Raw genomic sequence first — 20,552 nt, 5'->3', positions numbered from 1 at the left:
TAAACTCTAATTTTAATAATCGCAAGGAATTATCTATGTATAAAATGATATCAAGTATGAAACTAAGTGTGATTTTATTTTTGCTATTTGCCTGTGCTAGCGCTTTAGCAACTTTTATAGAAAGCAAATACGGAACTCCTACCGCATGGGCTTTAATATATGCTAGTCCTTGGTTTGCAGCTATTCAAGTGCTACTTGGAATTAATTTATTTTTCGCACTTTTTAGATATAAAATGTATGAGAAATTACCACTTTTTATATTCCATATTAGCTTTTTATTTATGCTACTTGGCTCAGCACTTACTAGATATTATGGTTTTGAAGGATATATTCATATAAGAGAAAATGAAACTTCAAATATCGTAAGCTCAAGAGAAGCATTTTTTAGTATAGCAGCTACAAAAGATGGCAAATATTATTCTAATGATGAGTTTAAATATATTAGCGTTTTAGGAAACAATGATATAGATATTAATCTTGATTTAGATGGCAAAATAGCTAATTTAAAATTAGAAAAAGTTATTTTACACGCAAAGCCAAATTATAAAGAAGAGCTTGGCGGAATGCCTTTTGTTTTATTAAATGTTTCAGGCGAACAAGGTTCAAGTGCTTTAGCTTTAGAAGAAGGAAGGTTTGTGGTTTTAGGGCAAACCGTAATTTCAAATAAGAAAAATATTTCTATGAACGCAAGGCTTTTAGAGTTTAATGAAAACAAAATTAAGGCTAATTTTGACTTAGATATATTTGATGTAAAAACCAAAAAAAGTATTAAATTATTAGCAGAAAATGAATTTAGTTTAGAAGATGGAATGGTTATTTCATTTGATAATTACAAAATAGGCTTTGATAAGTTTTATAAGCACGGAGTAAAATACTATGAAGATAGTAAAGAAAAAGAATATCCTAATGCTTATTTAGTAAAAGTAACCTATGATAATGAAAGCAAATACGCTTATTTATTTGAAGGTGAAGGACAAAAGATAACTTTAGCAAATCAAACTTTTAGCATTTCATATACTGCAAAATTATTAGAACTTCCTTTTAGCTTTACATTAAATAAGTTTGAGTTAGAGCGTTATATGGCTTCAAATTCGCCAAAATCATACGCAAGTTATATTAGAATAAACGATGAAGATAACAGCAAGGATTATAAGATTTATATGAATAATGTATTAGATCATAAAGGTTATAGATTTTATCAAAGTTCTTACGATAAAGATGAATTAGGAACGATTTTAAGTGTAAATCAAGACCCAGGCAAAATCCCAACTTACATAGGATATTTTTTATTAGGTTTAGGGCTATTCTTTAATTTAATTTCAAAAAATTCTCGTTTTATGATACTTACAAAAAGATTAGCAAAAATTAGCTCACTTGCAATATTATTTGCTATTTGTGTGCCTAATTTACGCTCAGATGAGCTTGATGAAGCTATCAATAATGCTAACAAAAACCTACAAGCAATTAGCTTAGAACAACATGTGCAAGATTTAAGTATTTTACCTATACAAAAAGACAATGGAAGAATTGCTCCATTTGGTTCATTAGCACTTGATTTGGTTAATAAAATTCATAAATCAAGCACATATTTAGGCAAAGATGCTACCGAAGTGCTAATTTGGATTATGAGTGATTTTAAAGACTTTTCAAAAGAAAAATTCATATATTTAAGCAATCAAGAAATAAGAGATTTTTTAAATCTTGGCAAAGGCAAATATGCTAGTTTTTATGATTTTTTCCCAAACAATGTTTATGCTTTAAAAGATGAAGTTGAAAAAGCTTTAAGAATGAATCCAAACAAGCGTGGAACTTACGAAAAAGAATTATTAAAAGTTGATGAGCGTTTAAATATTTTATATTACGCATCACTTGGTGGCTATGTAAGAGCTAGTTTTGAAGATGGAAAAGCTTTAAATGTTCTTGAAAGTAGCAAGCCTGATTTAAAAGCTTATTTTTTATCTTTAATAAATGCTTATAAAGACAAAAATTATGCATTAAGTTCAAAAATCTTAAACGAAATAAAAGCAGATCAAGGAACTAATGTTGATAATGCTAAGTTTAAACTTGAAGTAATTTTTGATAAAGTAGGAGTATTTACAAAGCTAAGCCCTGTTTATTTAATAAGTGGTTTAATTTTATTAATCTTAGTATTTGTTAGAATGATTAGCGGAAAAACAAGCTTAAAATTAGCATTTAAAATAGTGTATTACTTAAATATTTTAGTATTTATTGTGCATACTATCGCACTTGCTATTAGAGGGTATTTAAGTGGCCATGCACCTTGGTCAAATTCATATGAGAGTTTATTATATATTGCGTGGGCTTTAGGACTTAGTGGTATTGTGTTTTCTAAAAAAAGCCCTATTTCATTATCGCTTACATCAATTCTTGCAGCAATTGTTTTAATGGTAGCACACCTTAGCTCAATTGATCCTCAAATTGGAAACCTTGCACCAGTATTACAAAGCTATTGGCTAACAATTCACGTTAGCGTTATAACTGCTAGTTATGGATTCTTTGGGCTTTGTTCTTTACTTGGAATTTTTGTATTAATTTTATTTGCAATGCTAGGTAAAAACAAAAAATTAAATGAAAGAATAAAAGCAAACATAAAAGAAGCAACAATGATAAACGAAATGGCTATGATTTTAGGCTTATCATTACTTACTTTAGGAAACTTTTTAGGTGGAGTTTGGGCGAATGAATCGTGGGGAAGATATTGGGGCTGGGATAGCAAAGAAACTTGGGCTTTAGTATCTATTTTAGTATATGCAGCTGTACTTCACATTAGATTAATTAAAGGAATAAATAATCAATTTTATTTTGCAGTTTGCTCTATGTTTGCGTATTTGAGTATAGTTATGACTTATTTTGGAGTAAATTATTTTTTAAGCGGAATGCACTCTTATGCTGCAGGAGAAGCTGCTAGCGTGCCTGTTTATGCTTATGTTTGTGTAGGTGTTATGATATTGCTTACTATAATTGCTAGTAAAAACAAGAAGGAATCAGAACTTTTATGAAAGAAAATATAATTGTAGGTGCTGGTGTAGTTGCTTTTTTATTTATTATTATTTTAGTTTTTTATTTCATCATAAAAAGCTCTAAAAATAAAAGCGTTGAAAGTGTTGAAAGTAAAACTTCAAACAAACCAACGAATGCTTTAGATGATTTAATAAAAGCTGCAAAAAGTGCTAATTCATCAGCTTCATTAAACAAAGTTGTTTTAGCTTTTATTCAAACTCAAAGTCTTGAAGCTAAAACAACAGGACCTTTAAGCGAAGATGCAAAGAAAAAGCTAGGTTTTATAAGTGCAGTATGTGCAAATAAATGTGCAGAAGCTAAAATCATAGCTTTTTTAAATCACGAACTAGGTAAAAGGTATCCAAGTTATAGAAGAGAAATTGATTTATACGAAAATTTAGGGCTTGCTAAAAGAAGGATGAAGTAAATTGAATAAACTTTATTTTAGGTATCTAGCGAGCCTTTATCTTAAAAATTGTTTAATTTTTATTATTGCTTTTGTAGGTTTTTATTTATTTATTGATTTATTAATAAATTATAAAAAACTACATATTAATACAAATATATTTTTGTTATATATTCTTTATACTATGCTTACGGCTTTTTATTATATCTTGCCGATTGCTTTAATATTGGCGTCAATTTTTACAAAGATTTCTTTAATTAAAAAAAATGAATTCATAGCTTTTTATTCTTTAGGACTTAGCAAAAACGCTAGTGTAATTCCAACATTATTTATATCTTTAATTATTACTTTTTTTGCAATTTCGCTAAATTACACAAACATAGCTTATGCAGAAAACTATAAAAGCAATATTTTAAAATACGGATATTTAAGCAAAGAGCAAATGGATTTGTTTTTTAAATATCAAGATGATTATATTTATATAAAAAGCTATGACAAAGCTAAAATGCATGATATTAAAATAATGAAAACTCAAAATAATGAAATAAGCAAAATAATCACAGCAAAAACTGCTTCTTTTATCAATAATAACTGGGTTTTAGAAGATGCAAATATCACGGAATTTAAATTAGGAAATAGCTTTGATGATACTTATATAATAAATCAAAAGCTTGATCAAGAAATCATCTTAAAAGACTTTAAGCCTGAGATTTTAGATAATTTAGGAACTGATGATAGCTCATTAAAAGATGCTTTTTTTTACCTTAATAATTTTGAAAGTAACAAAAACATAGCAAGAGCTAGTATTTATAAGCAAAGCATATTTTTATTATACGCTCCATTTTTTGCTCTTATTATTTTTTATAATATCCCTATTATGCCAAGATACAATGATTTAAACATAATTGCTTTAAGCTATATATGCTTATCTTTATTAGTTTATGGAGTTTTATTTTTATTATTAAGATTTGCAAGTAATGGTGCTATAAATCCAGAAATTGCTATTCTTTTACCAATAAGCATAATTATTGTATATTCATTAATGAAGTTTAATAAAAATAAGTGATTATTAAGGAGAAAAAATGGACTTTTTAAAACTTGCAAATGGTATTAATACGCCTTTTTATTTATATGATTTTAATGAAATAGAAAATAGATTTAATAGTATCAAAAAAGCCTTTAGTGGGGCAAAAAATAATATTTTTTATGCCGTAAAAGCAAACTCAAATTTATCATTACTTAAATTATTAGTAAATCTTGATAGTGGATTTGACTGCGTTAGCGCAAACGAAATAAGAAGAGCTTTAAAGGTTGGCGCAAAACCTTATAAGATTATCTTTAGCGGTGTAGGCAAGAAAAAAGAAGAATTAGAGTTTGCAATAGAGCAAAAAATTTTATATATAAACATAGAAAGCAATGCTGAATTAGAACTTTTAGAAAGTATTGCAAAAGAAAAAAATGTAATTGCTAACATAAGCATTCGTGTAAATCCAAACATTGATGCAAAAACTCATCCATATATCTCAACAGGACTTAAAGAAAATAAATTTGGCGTAAGCATTGAAGATGCAAGAGCAATGTTTTTAAAAGCACACAAGTCTGAGTTTTTAAACCCTATCGGAGTTCATTTTCACATAGGCTCAAACATTTTAGAGCTTGATAGCATTATTCAAGCAGCTATTTTGGTTGAAAAATTCATCAAAGAATTAAACACAGCAGGACTTAATATAAAATTCTTTGATATAGGTGGCGGTGTAGGAATTAAATACAAAAATGATGAAATAGAACCAAACTTAGATGAATTTGCAAATATTATTAAAAATATAGCAAGAGCACAGGATTTAACAATATGCTGTGAGCCAGGTCGCTATATCGTTGGTAATGCAGGATATTTAGTAAGCAAAGTTTTATATGAAAAAACAAATGAAGGTAAAAGATTTGTAATATGTGATGCTTCTATGTGTGAATTAATTCGCCCAAGTTTATATGAAGCTTATCATGAAATTTTAAGTTTTCCTAGTGAAAATAAGCTAAATGAAAGTTCTTTAGCTGATTTAGTAGGTGGAGTTTGCGAGAGTGGAGATTTTTTAGCAAAAGATGTAGTTTTACCACCACTTAAGCCAAATGATTTAATAGTTATTAAAAGTTCAGGAGCTTACGGATTTGTAATGAGCTCAAATTATAATTCAAGAACAAAAGTCGCTGAATATGCTTTATATAACAATGAATTAAAATTAATAAATAAAGCTCAGAGTTTTGATGAATTAATTGCTAATGAATTATGTTGTTTGTGAGTTTGTTATGAATTTAGAAGATATTAGAAAAAATATTAATAAAATTGATGATGAAATTATCAAATTATTAAACCAAAGAATGGAATTTGTAAAGCAAGTTGGGATTTTAAAGCACCAAGAAGGAAGCCCTATTTATCGTCCTGTAAGAGAAAACGAAATTATAAATAGACTTAGTGAAAATTCTAATGGTTTATTAGGTAAAGACGCTATTAAAGCAATCTATCAAGAGATTTTTGCAATTTCAAGAAATCTTGAACTCCCTCAAAGAGTAGCCTTTTTAGGACCAATCGGAACTTATACTCATCAAGCTGCAAGGCTGTGGTTTGGAGCACTTAGTGAGTATATTGAGCTTGCAACTATTGAAGATGTATTTACAAGCCTTGAAAATGATGAAGTATCTTATGCTGTTGTTCCTATTGAAAACAATACAGAAGGTGGAGTTGGAGCTACTCTTGATGCTTTAGCAAAATACGATGATATTTTAATATTTGCCGAAAATTATTTAGATATTCATCACTCGTTTGCAAGCACGGTTGATGATATTAAAGATATTAAAGTTATTTTTTCACACCCACAAGGCTATAATCAATGTAAAAAATTCTTAGAAGCTCATAATATTTTAAGCGTTGAATTTGTCCCTGCAAAAAGCACAGCTGCTGCTGCAAAATTAGCAAAAGAAACTCCAAACTCTGCAGCAATTTGTTCAAAAATAGCAGCAAAATTAAGCGATTTACCTTTAATGTTTGAATGTATTGAAGATAATAAGGCTAATAAAACTAGATTTTTAGTTTTAAGCAAGCATTGTGCCGAAAAAGGAGCTAATTCAAAAACATCAATTCTAGCAAATACAGCCCATAAAGCTGGTGCTTTAGTTGATTTACTTAATGAATTTAAAGAAGCTAATATAAACCTTACAAAAATTGAATCAAGACCATTAAAGAAAAAGGAATTTGAATACGGATTTTACATAGATTTTGAAGGTCATTACAATGATGAAAATGTTCAAAAAATCTTAAAAGGTAAAGAAAATATCAAATGGCTTGGCTCATACTTAAAGAATGATAAATGATTAAGCAGTTTTTACAAGGTATAGGCAAGTTTTATTCAGGACTTGAGAAAAAGCAAAAAATTACTATTATTGCAGCTATTGTTGCAACCGTTGCTTTTATAGTATTTTTACTTGTATATAACTCAGGAAATAATAAAAGCTATGCAGGTTATGCAGTATTATTTGATGAATTAGATACTAAAAATTCAGCTGCAGTAGTATCAATATTAGAAAAAAATCAAGTAAATTACATTTTAAAAGATGAAAGCACTATTTTAGTTCCAAGTGCTGATGTTTATAAACAGCGTTTAGAAGTCGCTAGTGCAGGAATTTTAAAAGATAATAAAGTTGGTTTTGAAATCTTTGATAAACAAGAATTCGGAGCTACTGATGAAGAGCAAAAAATCAAGTTTAAGAGAGCTTTAGAAGGCGAATTAGCAAGAACAATTGAAAGCTTAAATCCTATTCATAAAGCAGTAGTTCATATAGCATTTGGAAAAGATTCTTTATTTGTAAAAGAAAAAGAGCCACCAACAGCATCGGTTGTTTTAAATATTAAAATGGGAATGAAATTAAGCCAAAAGCAAGTTTTAGGAATTAAAAATCTTGTTGCTTCATCGGTTGCAAGCTTAACTCTTGAAAATGTAAAAATAATAGATCAAAATGGCGTTAATTTAGGTGCTGATGATGTTTCATTAGATGTAGATGAATTAAGCGCACAAATTAATTATAAAAAAGATTACGAAAACGCATTAGAGCAAAAAATCATAAATGTATTAGCTCCTGTTCTTGGTGGCTGGGATAGAGTTGTGGCTAGAGTTAATGCTGATTTTAATTTTGATAAAGCAAATAGTCAAAGCGAAGTATTTGATCCAAACTCAGTAGCAAGAAGTGAACAAAGCTTAGAAGAAAAAAAAGAAGGTAAAAAAGGCAAAGAAGTAGGCGGAGTTCCTGGAGCAATCTCAAATATAGGTCCTGTTCAAGGCATAGAAGATGGTGAAAATAAAGAAACTTATAGCAAAAACCAAAGCACAATAAACTATGAAATATCTAAGAAAATTACAACCGTAAAAGGTCAATTTGCTAATTTAAACAGAATTAGTGCAGCCGTAGTTGTAGATGGAAAATACGAAATTGATGAAAATGGCGAGATAAAATATGTAGCAATTAGCGAAGATGAGCTTAAAAAATTAAATATTTTAGTAAAAAATGCAATAGGATTTAATGAAAGTAGAGGCGATAGTGTAAGTGTTGATAATATTAGATTTAATAATATTAAAGCACCTGTTCCACCATCAATTAAAATTACTAATTTCTTAGAAAGCTATATAATGCCATTCATTCCACCTGCAAAATATATTTTTGCAATGGTTTTAATGTTTGTATTTTATAAAAAGGTTATTTCTCCATTTGTTAAGAAAATGCTTGAAGATAAAGTATTTACACCTGAAGAATTAGAAGAAATTAAGCGTGAAGAAAATTACGAAGATGAAGAAGATGCAATTGAGAAATACCAACAAGCTAAAAGAAGAGTGGAAGAACAACTTGGAATTGATGCTGGATTTAGCGAAGATGAATTACAATACGATATCTTGCTTGAAAAATTAAAAACAATTAGCACAGAAAAAAGTGATGAAGTTGCAATGCTATTTAAGAGCTTGCTTAAAAACGATGCTGAGTTTAATCAATCTCAAAAGGATATGTAATGGCAAATCTTACAAACGAACAAAAAGCTTTATATAATGATTTAAGTATCTTAGAAAAAATTGCTATATTTTTAATCCAAATGGGAGAAGAGCCTAGCACATTGATTTTTTCTAACCTAGATACTGAAATGGTTATAGAAATTACTAAGCATATTGCAAATGCAAGAAGCGTTGATAGAGCTGTTGCTACTGCTGTATTAGAAGAATTTCATACCTTACTTAAAACAAATCAATATATTAAAAATGGAAGTTTGGAGTTTGCAAAAGAGATTTTATATAATACTTATGGTATTGAAGAAGCTGAAAAAATCTTATCGAAATTAGCTAAGACTTTAGATGGAAATCAAGCCTTTTCATATCTTAGTAATATTAAACCACAGCAATTAGCAGACTTTATCGTAAATGAGTATCCACAAACAATAGCTTTAATTATTGCACACATGGAGCCAACTAGAGCTGCTGAGACTTTGGAATTTTTTGAAGATGATTTAAGAAGTGAAGTAATTCATAGAATTGCAACTTTAGGTGATATTAGCCCAAGCATTATTAAAAGAGTTTCAACCGTGCTTGAGAGTAAATTACAATCTCTTACTTCTTATAAAGTTGAAGTTGGTGGAACTAGAGCTGTTGCTGAAGTACTTAATCGCTTAGGTCAAAAGTCAAGCAAATCAACTATTGCTTACTTAGAGCAAACCGATGAAAAACTTGCAACTACTATTAAAGATATGATGTTTACTTTTGATGATATTACCAAGCTTGGAACTACTGCAATTCGTGAAATTTTAAAAGTTGCAGATAAGAAGGATTTAATGGTTGCTTTAAAGGGTAGCACAGAAGATTTAAAAGGAATGTTCTTATCTAATATGAGCCAAAGAGCTGCAGAAAGCTTTAATGAAGAAATGGGCTTTTTAGGAGCTGTTAGGGTAAAAGATGTTGAAGAAGCACAAAGAAAAATCGTTGAAGTTGTTCAAAAGCTTAATGAAAGTGGCGTGATACAACTAGGCGAAAGTGATGAGATGATAGAATAATGAAGACTATTATTACTAATAAAGCAAAAGAACATCATGTTCAAAACTATAAGTTTAAAATATTAAGCTCATTTGATAATGAAGAAACAAAGGAAGCACCAAACGTTGAAATTGAGCAAATAAAAGAAGAGCCGACACCACCGCCCCCACCTCCTCCACCACCGCCTCCTCCGCCAAATCCAATAAACGAGGAAATGCTACAAAAAATGGAAGAGCTAAGCTCAAATGTGGTAAAACTTCAAATGAAACTTGAAAAACAAGAAGAAGAATTTGAAAAAAGACTTTTAAACGAAATTGAAGTAGCCAAAAAAAATGCTTATGAAGAAGGCTTAAACGCAGGTAAATCTCAAAGCGAAGATAAAATAAACGAGCTTAGCATAAGTGTTGCAGCTAGTGTTAAAAAGCTTGAGAATAAATGTCAAGAATTAAGCGATTTTTGTGAAAAAACAAAAGCTGATTTAAATGAAGCTGCATATTTGATAGCAAAAGAAGTAATTAATAAAGAACTAGAATCAAGCTCAGCAAAAATTGCTCTTGCATACGCAAATACAATAATGCAAGGAATTGATAAGAGTATTAAAATAAAAATAAGTGTAAATCCTAAAGATTTTGATTATTTACACCAAGAATTATCATCAAATAGGATTGAAATAATTGCAGATGATGCTATTAATAAAGGCTGTTTGATTGTTAATTCAGATACCTTAAATACTCAAATTAATTTAAAAGAAAGATTAGCACAAGCAAGGAGTATGATATTAGATGAAGAATAAAATAGATAGTATCAAAACCCTTAATGAAGATGAATTAAAAGAATTATGTAGCGAAATTAGAGCTGAAATTATCAAGCAAGTTAGTATAAATGGCGGACATTTATCATCTAATTTAGGTGTTGTTGAGCTTAGCGTTGCTCTTCATCATTTATTTGATGTGAAAAAAAATCCACTAATTTTTGATGTATCTCATCAATGCTACGCTCATAAGATTTTAACAGGAAGAAAACTTGATAATCTTAGGCAATTTAACGGAATTAGTGGCTATACAGAGCCAAACGAAAGTGAATATGACTTTTTTATAGCAGGGCATTCATCTACTTCAATTTCACTAGCAACTGGGGTTGCAAAAGCATTTAAACTTAATAAAAGCGATGCAATTCCTATTGCAATTATTGGCGATGGCGCTATGGGAAGTGGCTTAGCATACGAAGCTTTAAATGAATTAGGGGATAGAAAATATCCTAGCATAATAATTTTGAATGATAATAAAATGAGTATTAGTAAGCCAATAGGTGCAGTTTCAAGATTTTTATCACAAAGCCTATCAAGTCCTATTTATCAAAAATTTAAAAAAGGCATTGAAGCTGTGCTTGAATACTTGCCTGAAGGTGCGAAATATACTGCTAAAAGATTTGAAGATGGCTTTAAATTAATAACTCCTGCAGGAATGTTCTTTGAAGAATTAGGGCTTGAATACATTGGACCAATTGACGGGCATAATATTGCTGATTTAATTACTGCTTTAAATCTTGCAAAAAGTCTTAAAAAGCCTGTATTGTTGCACGTTCAAACAATCAAAGGCTATGGCTATGAGTATTCGGTAAATGATGAAGGCGATTGGCATGGGGTTGGTGCTTTTGATATTAAGACAGGAAAGAGCTTAAATAGTTCAAGTAAAGCTAGTGCAACAGCAATTTTTAGCGATATTTTAGACGAACTTGCAAGTAAAAATGAAAAAATCGTAGGTCTTAGTGCTGCTATGCCAAGTGGCACAGGAATGGATAAATTAATTGCTAAATACCCAGAAAGATTTTATGATGTAGGCATTGCTGAAGCTCACGCAGTTACTTCAATGGCAGCTATGAGTAAATGTGGTTTTGTGCCTGTTGTAGCGATTTATTCAACCTTTTTGCAACGCGCATACGATAGCTTAATCCATGATAGCGCTATACTTAATCTTGATATGGTTTTTGCACTTGATCGTGCAGGAATTGTAGGAAATGATGGTAAAACTCATCAAGGAGTTTTTGATATTTCTTATCTTTCTTGCATACCAAACTTTAAAATTTGTGCTCCAACTAACACAAAAAGCTTTAAATTATTGCTTGAATACGCTACAAGTAAAGTTGGTCCTATAGCTATTCGTTATCCAAGGGGTGCATTTAGTCTAGATGAAAGCTATGAAGCAAGCTTAAAGGCTCATTATATTAAAAACGCTAATTCAAATATTAGCTTTTTAGGTTTTGGAGAAGGCGTTGCAAAGGCTTTAGAAGTTAGCAAAGAAATTAATGCAAATGTTATTGATTTGGTATTTGCAAAGCCACTTGATGAAGACTTTTTATTAAATCTATCAAAAAGCTCAAATGAATGGCATATATTTAGCGATAGCGTAAAAATAGGCGGTCTTCAGTCTATAATTTCAAGCTTTATACTTAAGAATAATCTTGATATAAAATTAATATCTTATGAATATGAAGATGAATTTATTACTCATGGAAACACAAAAGAAGTTTTACAAAGTCTTAAGCTTGATGCAAATAGTATTATTAATAAAATTAAAGGCGATAAATGATAGTAAGTGCAGGTTTAAATGAGACTTTTGAATGGGCTAGTCCTATTGGAATAGGAAGCAATTGCTCTATAAAACTTAGCGAAATAATACTTAAGCAAAATCCAAAAAGACTAATTTTCGTTGGCTCGATGGGGCTTTATGATAAAAGCAAAGAATTATTTAGTATTTATGAATTTAATAAGGCCTGTAATATTGAGCTTAGTGCGTTAGATGATTTAGCATATACACCAATTAAATTTGATGAAATTCCTAATCTAAATTCTTCTAATTTTATTTGCAAAAATTATGAATATGCAAAAAAAATGCACGAAAAATACGGCTTAATTGGTGAAAACATGGAATGCTTTAGTTTTTTTAGCACAGCAAGATATTTTAATATTAAAGCTAGTGCAATTTTAATCGCTACTAATTATTGCGATAAATTCGCACACGATGAGTATTTAAAAAATACAAAAAAAGCAAATGAATTATTAGAAAATTACTTAGAAGATAAAGGGCTTTTATGAAAGAATTACTAGATTTTTTACCAGAAGAATATGGACTATCTCCAAAATATCTAAATAACGAATTAGCTAAATTTGTTTATCAAAAATATATAGATGATTTTAGCGATGCTACAAGCTTATCAAAAGCCCTAAGAGAGCAATTAAAAAGCGAATTTAATATAATGCCATTAAGCTTAAAAATCGCTCAAACAAGCATTGATGGTAGTATAAAATTCTTATTTTCTTTACATGATAATCACACAATAGAAAGCGTTTTGCTTCCTATGAAAAAAGAGCGTATAGAAAACGGAATTAAAAAAAGTGCAAAATATACGATTTGTATAAGCAGTCAAGTTGGGTGCAAAAGTGGTTGTTCGTTTTGCTTGACTGGTAAAAGTGGGCTTATTAGAAATCTTAGCACGGCTGAAATAGTAGCTCAGATTTTGTTTATTAAAAAATATGCAAAAATCCCTTACGAACAAGGAATAAATATTGTTTTTATGGGAATGGGAGAGCCACTTGATAACTTAAAAGCAGTTAGTAAAGCAGTTAAGATTTTCTCACATAATGATACTTTAGCAATATCACCACGCCGTCAAACAATCTCTACAAGTGGTCTTGCAAAACAAATTGAAGAATTAGGCAAAATGAACTTAGGAGTATTACTTGCAATCTCACTTCATGCTGTAAATGATACTTTAAGAGATGAATTAATGCCTATTAATAAGGCTTATAATATTGAAAGCGTTTTAAATGCGGTAAGAAATTTCCCTATTGATGCTAGAAAAAGAGTATTATTTGAATATTTATGCTTAGGCGGAATTAATGATGATTTAAGCCATGCAAAAGCTTTAGTGAAATTGTTGCACGGAATTAAGGCTAAAATTAATCTAATATATTTTAACCCACACGAAGGAAGTATTTATAAACGCCCAAGTGAAGAAAAGGTAATTGCTTTTAGAGATTATTTACAAGCACACGGACAAAACGCTACCATTAGACAAAGCAAAGGACTTGATATTAGTGCAGCGTGCGGACAATTAAGAAATAACGAGGATGAAAATGCAAAAACCAGCCTTTAGAATAGCTCAAATTTTAGTAAGACTTTATAATGAAGAAGTTGTAAATAAACACGAATTAGCAGCAGAGTTTGGAGTAAATGCTAAGACAATTCAGCGTGATATTAACGAAAGACTATCAAGACTGCCGATAATTGCTAGAAGAAATGGAGATTATACTTTAGATAAATCATACATCAAAAGCAATCACGAAGAAATCAAAAAATTAATAAAAATATTTGATATTACTATGCTTCCTACTAGAATTAGTGATGAGTTTTTGGATACTTTATACAAGCAAAAAGAACTTCCTATCAAAAGCATTAAGCATAATGAAATTGATGATATTAGCTTGATTTATGAAGAATTAACTAAGGCTATTTTAAATAATTTAAAAGTTAAAACCAACTACAACGCAAAAGAAAGAATATTAATGCCTTATAAATTAGTAAATCATCAAGATATTTGGTATTTACTAGCTTGTGAAGGAGCAGAGCTTAAAAGCTTTACTTTATATAAAATGAAAAGCCTATCAGTAAGCAACGAAGAATTCACACCAAACGAGAGCACAAAAGAACTGATTGAAAACAATTCAAGCAGTTTTATATCAAGCAATGTTACTGAAGTTATTTTAGAGCTTGATTATGTAGCAAAGGAATATTTTTTAAAAAGAGCAATATTAAAAAATCAAAGAATAATCTCAAGCCATTTAGACAAGATTATAATTCAAACCGAAACTTGCTACGAAGATGAGTTAATAAGATTAGTATTTCAATGGATTCCGCATATTAAAATACTTGAGCCAAAAAGTCTTGCAAACGAATGCAAAGCAAGAATAAAAGAATATTTAAAACAAATATGACAAAACAAGATATTTTTAAAATTATTTGCGAAGAATTAAAATCTTTAGAACTTAGCAATTTAAATTATGAAAATATAAACATATTTAAAGAAAGTATTTTAAAAGATGGCGAAATTATTAGCGAAGAAGAATTAAGATATATTGATTATGCTAATTTGCTTTTAGCAATTAATTCTAAAAAATCTTTAATTCATACAGTAAATATCATAAGTAAGCTTAAAAATTATGATATGAACGAATATAAAATAGCTTTAGAAAAATGTCTTAAAACCATTGAAAATACACAGTATTTTAAGGAATTAGAAAAAAGCCTATTATTACTATCATTGGCTGAAGCCATAAACAATACTAAAAATTAAAAGAATTTGAATTAGGAATTAGACTTAATTTAAGGTGTTGAAAGTTTTATAATATTTTTAAGTTTTTAATTAAAAGAGCTCTAGTTGTGAGCTCTTTTGTAGTGGTTTAATACATTTCTTTTGCTTTTATTTTTTTAAGGTTTTTTCAGCAATTTTTATCATGGCTTTAATGCTTAGTATATCCCCTTTTATATCTTCTGCTAAGTTATAGTACATATAATAAGCTTCTTTATTGTCTTTATATTTTTCAACACGTTTATTTATTTCTTTTTGTAATGGTGTTATATTAGCAATAAATTCATTAGCGTGTTTGCACATTATATCATAATCAGCATCTGTTTTTACATTCTTACGTAGTCTTATCATTTTTTTTATAAAATCGTTTTCAGTTCCTGCGATTCCTACGATTTTGTGATATTCTTATTTTAATTGATTGTAGTTCATCTTTGAATAATCAGTTACTTTTTTGCTTACTTTGGTTGTAGTGTTTGTTTTTACACCATCAGTAGTTGCTGCTGTTGCAGTAAGTGTTGTAGCTGTTAAAAGCACCATTGTCAATGTTTTAAAGTTTAATAATTTTTTCATTTTTTCTCCTTTTTAAATTGATTTTTTAGATTTTTGTTTTTAAATAAATTAGTTTGATTTCATTGTGATTTTTTATCCATAGCAACTCCTTTGATTTAATAGAAGGTTATTGTAATACCCCCCCCCATTAATGAAAAGTTAATAAAGCTAAATAAATAATTTTAAGGATAAGAATAATTTGGATTTGAAATTTCATTTTTTTACAAACTACTGCTTTAACTAAGCAAAAACTAAAAGTAATATGAGTTAATTTAATATAGATTTATATATTTTGTTTTTATATTTGATGAAAAAGTTTGAAATTGTTTTTTAATTTCCTATTTCAAATTCTTTAAAAATTTTGTGGAATTTGAAATAGGAATTTAAATACTAAAATTTTTGCTTTGATTTGTTAATACAGCGATAAATGCTTGATTCTGAAAGGTTTAAAAGATTAGCGATTTCTGTAATTGAGCCTTTTATATTAAATATACCTTTTTCATAAATTTTATCTACTATCTCTTGTCTTTGTTTTGGCTTTAAATTAGTATTTTTTAATTCATTTACACTAAGTCCTGTAAGCTCTAATATAAGCTCATTTAAATCAAGGCTTAATACTTCTTCATAAGCTGCTTCTTCAATAGGTGCATCATTGCCTAAAATCTGTGCTGCTATGTTTTCTATCCTAGTTTTATCATAGTTTATACATAGCATTCCACTTAATTTGTTGCCTTCTTTGATAAAAAAAGTGCTACCTTTTATATTTTTGCCACCTGCACTTGCTTTATAATTGCTTAAAAAATCTCTTTCTTCATAAATCTTTTTATTTACAAGTTCAAGTGCAAATCCTGTTATAGGAGAATTGATACTTCTTCCACTTATATGGTTGTTTGCAATTTCTGCGATACTCATACCATCATCATTTATATCATGCAAAACCACTTCATAATCTTTGCCCAAAGCATGAGCTAAAAAATGCACTAATTTTATATATTCACTTCTTGTTTGTTGATTCATAAAGCCCTCGGTAAATGTTTTGTAAATTATACTTATTAAAAGTAATAATAAGCCCTATTTCTAGGGCTTTTATAATAGCTCATCACCTGTTTTAATAAATTCAGCCATTTCAGCGTCTGGCACCATACTTCCGCCTGTTGCCCATATTAAATGGATTGCGTTTTTGTGTTCTGTATGTAGCTCATTTGCGATTAATAAGCCTTTAACACCTGCTAAAGCTGAAGGCTCAAGCTTAATGTCTTCACTTCTTGCAAGTAAGCTTAAATATCTATACATATTCTCATCACTTACCGTAAAGCTTCCATCAATCACACGCTCTAAAACTTTTCCAACAAGCCCACTAGCACGACCAACAGCAAGTCCATCAGCAGCAGTAATATTATCAAGTCCGATATCTGCAACGCTTATATCATTATGTTTTCCAGTAGCAAGTCCAAGTATCATGCAAGGGCTATGTGTAGGCTCTGCAAAAAAGCATTTTACATTCTCGCCAAACTCAGCCTTAAGACCATAAGCAACACCACCAGGGCCACCACCAACACCGCAAGGAAGATAAACATAAAGTGGTCTATCTTTACTAATAGTAATGTCTAGTGCTTGTAATTGTCCTTTTAATCTTTTTGCAGCAACACTATAACCTAAGAATAAATTATGTGAATTTTCATCATCTATAAAATAGCAATACGGATCACTCTCAGCACTCTTTCTTCCTTGCTCAACTGCAACGCCGTAATCGCTCTCATAAGTAATTACATTGCAACCATGCTCTCTTAACATTTTTTTCTTCCATTCTTTAGCACAATCACTCATATGAACTTCTACTTTAAAGCCTAGTTTTGCACTCATAATTCCTATTGAAAGACCAAGATTACCTGTTGAGCCTACTGCGATTTTGTATTTGCTTAAAAACTCTTTATATTTTGGATCAGCTAGTTTTGAATAATCATCATCAATACTAAGCATATTATTTTCTATTAATAAATCTTCTGCGTGTTTTAATACTTCATATATTCCACCACGAGCTTTGATTGAGCCTGAAATAGGTAAATGTGAATCAAGTTTTACATATACATCGCCATTAATACTAGCGCCACTTAATTTCTCAAGCTCTTTTTTATAATTATTTATGCAAGCTAATGGACTTTCTATAATTCCATTTGTTTTGCTTGTAGCTGGGAAAATTATCTTAAGTAAAGGTGCAAAGCGATTAAGTCTTGCTCTTGCGTCTTCAACTCTATCAAGCTTGATTGCACCACTATTTAATTCGCCTAAAACATCATTACTAAGATTAGGATTAACCCAACTTGTTTCTTTCATTGCTTTTAGATTTTCAATTAACATTTTAACTCCTTATAAAATTATTGATAAAACATAGCTTAAAATTAAACCACTTACACTTGCTACTAAAGTTGCACTTGTAAAGTATTTAAACATAGCCTTTACGCTCATTCCTAAGCTTTCTTTTACTAGCCAAAATAAACTATCTGTTACAATAGTACAACCTATCGCACCACTTCCTATTGCAAGGCATAAAACTTCTTTGCTAACATTGCTATCCATTTGTAAAACAATTCCTGCTGCACTAATCATAGCAACCGTTGCACTTCCAACACTAGCATGTAAAATAATAGCAATTAACCATGCTAAAAATACAGGATTTAAGCTTAAACTTCCTAAAACTTGCTTTAATGCTTCGCCGATTCCTGATGCGATTAATATCTCATTAAACGCCCCGCCTGCACCGATGATTAATAAAATTGAAGCAATTTGAGTAAATGAATCTCCACTAAAATCCATTAGATTTTGCATAGAATAACCTTGTTTTAAACCTAAAGTATAATAAGCTACAAATACGCTTATTAATAATGCAACGATAGGATTTCCGATGAATGCAAATACTGCACTATCCTTAAATACTAAAGTCTTAAGTAACATTAAAACCAAAGGTAAAAGAATAGTAAAATAAGTAATTGCTGTGCTTGGCATAGATTTTGGAGTTATTACTTCTTCATTAAGCGCTACGCTCTCATCATCTTTTGAAAAATCAAAAAACTTTAAGAAAATTACACCACCAATGAAAGCGCAAATCATACCAACAACAATGCTCATCCAAATAACTTGACCTATATCAGCACCTAAAGTAGCAACAATGCTAGTAGCTGCTGGGTGTGGTGGAACCATACAATGAACTGCCATAAGTGAAGTTGCTAATGCTATACCTATTTTTATTCTACTAACACCTATTTCTTTAGCAACAACTAATACTAAAGGAACTAATAAAACAAATCCAACTTCAACAAACACAGGAATACCTGCAATAAATCCAACCAACATCATAACAACATCGGCTCTTTTTTTGCCAAGTAGATTTAGTAATGATAAAGCTATTTTTTGAGCTCCACCACTAACTTCTAGCATTTTTCCTAAAATACTTCCACAACCAATAATTACTGCTAAAAATCCTAGCGTGCCACCTACTCCATTTTCTATAATAGAGCCAATTTTTGTCAAATCCACACCTGTAACAAGTGCAACAAAAATACTTGCTAAGCTTAAAGATAAAAATGCGTGAATTTTAAGCTTTGCAATACAAAACACAACAAGAACAATAGAAGCTATTAATACCGAAATTAAAGCAAAATTGCTCATCTTTTCTCCTTTTTTAAAATATCATCTAATGATTATACCCCCCCCAACTTTAAAAATTTCTTAAAATAATAAAATTTTTGATTTTTTTTAATAAAATTTTTGAAAATTATCAAAATTACTAAGTTTTATTACTAAAAGTAACAAAATTTTATTAATTTTATAAAAAATAATAAAAATTTTTTATTATTTATATACAATAGTTTAAGTTTTCAATGAAAGGAAATTTTATGAGATTTAGGTGGCTTATAGCTTGTGTGTTTTTCCTAATAGGTTTAATTGCCTATATGGATAGAGCGAACATTTCCGTTGTTGCTAGCTTTATGATGGAAGAATTTAGTATTGATAAAACCCAGTTTGGCTTGCTAAACTCTGCATTTTTTATAGCCTATGCAGCAGCTCAAATTCCAAGTGGTATTTTAATTCAAAAATTTGGCAATAAATTTATGACAATTTTTGCATTGATTTTATGGTCTATTTTTACTATTTTAACACCACTTGCAGGAACTTTTATGTTGCTTTTAGTGGTTAGATTTTTATTTGGCTTAGGAGAAGCTCCTATATATCCAAGTAACGCGGCATTTAATAATAACTGGTTTGGCAAGCAAGAAAAAGCAAGAGCTGCTTCATTTTTACTAGCAGGTTCGTATTTTGGACCGGTAATCGCTCCATTTATTTCTGTATGGTTAGTGCAAAATTATGGTTGGCATAGTGTTTTTTATGTATTTGGTGTGATTGGGATTTTAATAGCCATTATTTATTGGTTTATAAGCTCATCAAAGCCAGAAGATAATAAATTTATTAGTAAAGAAGAACTTGCATACATACAAAGTGAAAGGTTTGTAGATAATATTAAAAAAACTCCATGGAAAGTATTTTTAAAAAATAAAGAATTTTACGCTTTAGGAATTGCATACTTTTTTTGTGTTTATATGACAGGTATGTTTATGACTTGGCTTCCTACATTTTTACTTGAGGCTAAGGGTCTTGATTTAAAAGCTATGGGATTTTATGCCGGAGCTCCTTGGCTTGCTATTTGTATATTTGTTGCACTTGGCGGTGGTATCAGCGATAAGATTTTAAAAATCTCAAACAGCTTTAAAAAAGCTAGAACTTATTTAGCAGTTGCTGGATTTTTAATATTTGATATATGTTTATTTTTAGTTATATATGTTGAAAACACAATGCTTAGTATTTTATTTTTAAGCCTTGGTTTTGGATTTTTAGGACTTCCTGTTGTTGTATCTTGGGCTGTTGCAGCCGATAAAGGTAGAAGTCAAGCAGCAGCTGTTAGTTCTTGGATGAATTTATGGGGAAATGTTGGCTCAGCGTTTTCACCTATTTTGGTTGGCTGGATGGCACAAAAATACGGATGGAATATAGCAATATTATTTAATATAATTCCTGTAACACTTGCCATGATAGCTTATTTGTTTGTCAAACCTGACAATGCTTTAACACAAGAAAATTAACTTTAATAAAAGGAGAAA

The 20,552-nt window shown here is 29.7% G+C and carries 19 protein-coding genes; 14 read left to right on the top strand and 5 right to left on the bottom strand.

Features of this window, described 5'->3' with window-relative positions; translation table 11 throughout:
- Positions 1-35: 35 nt before the first annotated feature.
- The 13 genes from ccsA to AVANS_RS02690 are packed head-to-tail and all read left to right on the top strand — an operon-like array spanning position 36 to position 14,835.
- Positions 36-3,020: a cytochrome c biogenesis protein CcsA gene (ccsA, locus tag AVANS_RS02750; RefSeq protein WP_239818131.1), complete on the top strand. Its 2,985-nt coding sequence runs from the start codon at positions 36-38 to the stop codon at positions 3,018-3,020.
- Positions 3,017-3,448, top strand: coding sequence for a hypothetical protein (locus AVANS_RS02745; RefSeq protein WP_239818130.1), 432 nt, complete (start codon positions 3,017-3,019; stop codon positions 3,446-3,448). Before ccsA ends, AVANS_RS02745 begins: the two co-directional genes overlap by 4 nt.
- A gap of 1 nt (position 3,449) precedes the next feature.
- Positions 3,450-4,493 (top strand): LptF/LptG family permease, encoded by a 1,044-nt coding sequence (locus tag AVANS_RS02740; protein ID WP_239818129.1) that lies wholly within the window; start codon positions 3,450-3,452, stop codon positions 4,491-4,493.
- A 16-nt stretch (positions 4,494-4,509) separates the two neighbouring features.
- Positions 4,510-5,721 (top strand): diaminopimelate decarboxylase, encoded by a 1,212-nt coding sequence (gene lysA / locus AVANS_RS02735; RefSeq protein ID WP_239818128.1) that lies wholly within the window; start codon positions 4,510-4,512, stop codon positions 5,719-5,721.
- Positions 5,702-6,790 carry a prephenate dehydratase gene (gene pheA / locus AVANS_RS02730; protein ID WP_239818127.1) on the top strand — a complete coding sequence of 363 codons (1,089 nt, stop codon included), beginning with the start codon at positions 5,702-5,704 and terminating at the stop codon, positions 6,788-6,790. The genes lysA and pheA overlap by 20 nt, the downstream gene beginning before the upstream one ends.
- Positions 6,787-8,475 carry a flagellar basal-body MS-ring/collar protein FliF gene (fliF, locus tag AVANS_RS02725; RefSeq protein WP_239818126.1) on the top strand — a complete coding sequence of 563 codons (1,689 nt, stop codon included), beginning with the start codon at positions 6,787-6,789 and terminating at the stop codon, positions 8,473-8,475. The genes pheA and fliF overlap by 4 nt, the downstream gene beginning before the upstream one ends.
- Positions 8,475-9,503 (top strand): flagellar motor switch protein FliG, encoded by a 1,029-nt coding sequence (gene fliG / locus AVANS_RS02720; RefSeq protein WP_239818125.1) that lies wholly within the window; start codon positions 8,475-8,477, stop codon positions 9,501-9,503. The genes fliF and fliG overlap by 1 nt, the downstream gene beginning before the upstream one ends.
- Entirely contained in the window at positions 9,503-10,276 is a 774-nt protein-coding gene (locus AVANS_RS02715) for a FliH/SctL family protein (protein WP_239818124.1), read from the top strand. The genes fliG and AVANS_RS02715 overlap by 1 nt, the downstream gene beginning before the upstream one ends.
- Positions 10,266-12,071 (top strand): 1-deoxy-D-xylulose-5-phosphate synthase, encoded by a 1,806-nt coding sequence (gene dxs, locus AVANS_RS02710; protein ID WP_239818123.1) that lies wholly within the window; start codon positions 10,266-10,268, stop codon positions 12,069-12,071. Before AVANS_RS02715 ends, dxs begins: the two co-directional genes overlap by 11 nt.
- Positions 12,068-12,577 (top strand): purine-nucleoside phosphorylase, encoded by a 510-nt coding sequence (locus AVANS_RS02705; RefSeq protein ID WP_239818122.1) that lies wholly within the window; start codon positions 12,068-12,070, stop codon positions 12,575-12,577. The genes dxs and AVANS_RS02705 overlap by 4 nt, the downstream gene beginning before the upstream one ends.
- Positions 12,574-13,638 carry a 23S rRNA (adenine(2503)-C(2))-methyltransferase RlmN gene (gene rlmN, locus AVANS_RS02700; RefSeq protein ID WP_239818121.1) on the top strand — a complete coding sequence of 355 codons (1,065 nt, stop codon included), beginning with the start codon at positions 12,574-12,576 and terminating at the stop codon, positions 13,636-13,638. Before AVANS_RS02705 ends, rlmN begins: the two co-directional genes overlap by 4 nt.
- The gene (locus AVANS_RS02695; RefSeq protein WP_239818120.1) at positions 13,619-14,476 is read left to right on the top strand and encodes a WYL domain-containing protein; all 858 of its coding nucleotides are present in this window, start codon (positions 13,619-13,621) and stop codon (positions 14,474-14,476) included. Before rlmN ends, AVANS_RS02695 begins: the two co-directional genes overlap by 20 nt.
- Positions 14,473-14,835, top strand: a complete 363-nt coding sequence (locus AVANS_RS02690; protein WP_239818119.1) for a hypothetical protein — start codon at positions 14,473-14,475, stop codon at positions 14,833-14,835. The genes AVANS_RS02695 and AVANS_RS02690 overlap by 4 nt, the downstream gene beginning before the upstream one ends.
- A gap of 126 nt (positions 14,836-14,961) precedes the next feature.
- Here the strand turns inward: AVANS_RS02690 and AVANS_RS02685 are convergent, their stop codons facing one another.
- From AVANS_RS02685 to AVANS_RS02665, 5 genes are all read right to left on the bottom strand, one after another.
- Positions 14,962-15,201: a hypothetical protein gene (locus tag AVANS_RS02685; protein WP_239818118.1), complete on the bottom strand. Its 240-nt coding sequence runs from the start codon at positions 15,199-15,201 to the stop codon at positions 14,962-14,964.
- 54 nt (positions 15,202-15,255) lie between these two features.
- Positions 15,256-15,420 (bottom strand): hypothetical protein, encoded by a 165-nt coding sequence (locus AVANS_RS02680; RefSeq protein ID WP_239818117.1) that lies wholly within the window; start codon positions 15,418-15,420, stop codon positions 15,256-15,258.
- Positions 15,421-15,789: 369 nt separating this feature from the next.
- Entirely contained in the window at positions 15,790-16,416 is a 627-nt protein-coding gene (locus tag AVANS_RS02675; protein WP_239818116.1) for a PAS domain-containing protein, read from the bottom strand.
- A 69-nt stretch (positions 16,417-16,485) separates the two neighbouring features.
- A complete protein-coding gene (locus tag AVANS_RS02670) occupies positions 16,486-17,757 on the bottom strand; it encodes a D-serine ammonia-lyase (RefSeq protein WP_275583452.1) in 1,272 nt (423 codons plus the stop codon).
- Positions 17,758-17,766: 9 nt separating this feature from the next.
- The gene (locus tag AVANS_RS02665) at positions 17,767-19,065 is read right to left on the bottom strand and encodes a gluconate:H+ symporter (RefSeq protein WP_239818115.1); all 1,299 of its coding nucleotides are present in this window, start codon (positions 19,063-19,065) and stop codon (positions 17,767-17,769) included.
- A gap of 227 nt (positions 19,066-19,292) precedes the next feature.
- Between AVANS_RS02665 and AVANS_RS02660 the strand changes: the two genes are divergently transcribed.
- On the top strand, positions 19,293-20,534 hold the full coding sequence (locus tag AVANS_RS02660) for an MFS transporter (protein ID WP_239818114.1): 1,242 nt from the start codon (positions 19,293-19,295) through the stop codon (positions 20,532-20,534).
- The last annotated feature ends 18 nt before the right edge of the window (positions 20,535-20,552 follow it).

The sequence above is a fragment of the Campylobacter sp. RM5004 genome (genome assembly GCF_022369455.1).
In the GTDB taxonomy this organism is placed as follows: Bacteria; Campylobacterota; Campylobacteria; order Campylobacterales; family Campylobacteraceae; genus Campylobacter_E.
The sequence above is the reverse complement of the archived record's forward strand: the minus strand, read 5'-3'. Positions and strand labels throughout refer to the sequence as shown.

What these genes read in the sequence shown, in the direction of transcription:
- ccsA (WP_239818131.1), top strand. Translation starts at nt 36, where the DNA reads ATGTATAAAATGATATCAAGTATGAAACTAAGTGTGATTTTATTTTTG.
- AVANS_RS02745 (WP_239818130.1), top strand. Translation starts at nt 3,017, where the DNA reads ATGAAAGAAAATATAATTGTAGGTGCTGGTGTAGTTGCTTTTTTATTT.
- lysA (WP_239818128.1), top strand. Translation starts at nt 4,510, where the DNA reads ATGGACTTTTTAAAACTTGCAAATGGTATTAATACGCCTTTTTATTTA.
- pheA (WP_239818127.1), top strand. Translation starts at nt 5,702, where the DNA reads ATGAATTATGTTGTTTGTGAGTTTGTTATGAATTTAGAAGATATTAGA.
- fliF (WP_239818126.1), top strand. Translation starts at nt 6,787, where the DNA reads ATGATTAAGCAGTTTTTACAAGGTATAGGCAAGTTTTATTCAGGACTT.
- fliG (WP_239818125.1), top strand. Translation starts at nt 8,475, where the DNA reads ATGGCAAATCTTACAAACGAACAAAAAGCTTTATATAATGATTTAAGT.
- AVANS_RS02715 (WP_239818124.1), top strand. Translation starts at nt 9,503, where the DNA reads ATGAAGACTATTATTACTAATAAAGCAAAAGAACATCATGTTCAAAAC.
- dxs (WP_239818123.1), top strand. Translation starts at nt 10,266, where the DNA reads ATGAAGAATAAAATAGATAGTATCAAAACCCTTAATGAAGATGAATTA.
- AVANS_RS02705 (WP_239818122.1), top strand. Translation starts at nt 12,068, where the DNA reads ATGATAGTAAGTGCAGGTTTAAATGAGACTTTTGAATGGGCTAGTCCT.
- rlmN (WP_239818121.1), top strand. Translation starts at nt 12,574, where the DNA reads ATGAAAGAATTACTAGATTTTTTACCAGAAGAATATGGACTATCTCCA.
- AVANS_RS02695 (WP_239818120.1), top strand. Translation starts at nt 13,619, where the DNA reads ATGCAAAAACCAGCCTTTAGAATAGCTCAAATTTTAGTAAGACTTTAT.
- AVANS_RS02690 (WP_239818119.1), top strand. Translation starts at nt 14,473, where the DNA reads ATGACAAAACAAGATATTTTTAAAATTATTTGCGAAGAATTAAAATCT.
- AVANS_RS02685 (WP_239818118.1), bottom strand. Translation starts at nt 15,201, where the DNA reads ATGATAAGACTACGTAAGAATGTAAAAACAGATGCTGATTATGATATA.
- AVANS_RS02680 (WP_239818117.1), bottom strand. Translation starts at nt 15,420, where the DNA reads ATGAAAAAATTATTAAACTTTAAAACATTGACAATGGTGCTTTTAACA.
- AVANS_RS02675 (WP_239818116.1), bottom strand. Translation starts at nt 16,416, where the DNA reads ATGAATCAACAAACAAGAAGTGAATATATAAAATTAGTGCATTTTTTA.
- AVANS_RS02670 (WP_275583452.1), bottom strand. Translation starts at nt 17,757, where the DNA reads ATGTTAATTGAAAATCTAAAAGCAATGAAAGAAACAAGTTGGGTTAAT.
- AVANS_RS02665 (WP_239818115.1), bottom strand. Translation starts at nt 19,065, where the DNA reads ATGAGCAATTTTGCTTTAATTTCGGTATTAATAGCTTCTATTGTTCTT.
- AVANS_RS02660 (WP_239818114.1), top strand. Translation starts at nt 19,293, where the DNA reads ATGAGATTTAGGTGGCTTATAGCTTGTGTGTTTTTCCTAATAGGTTTA.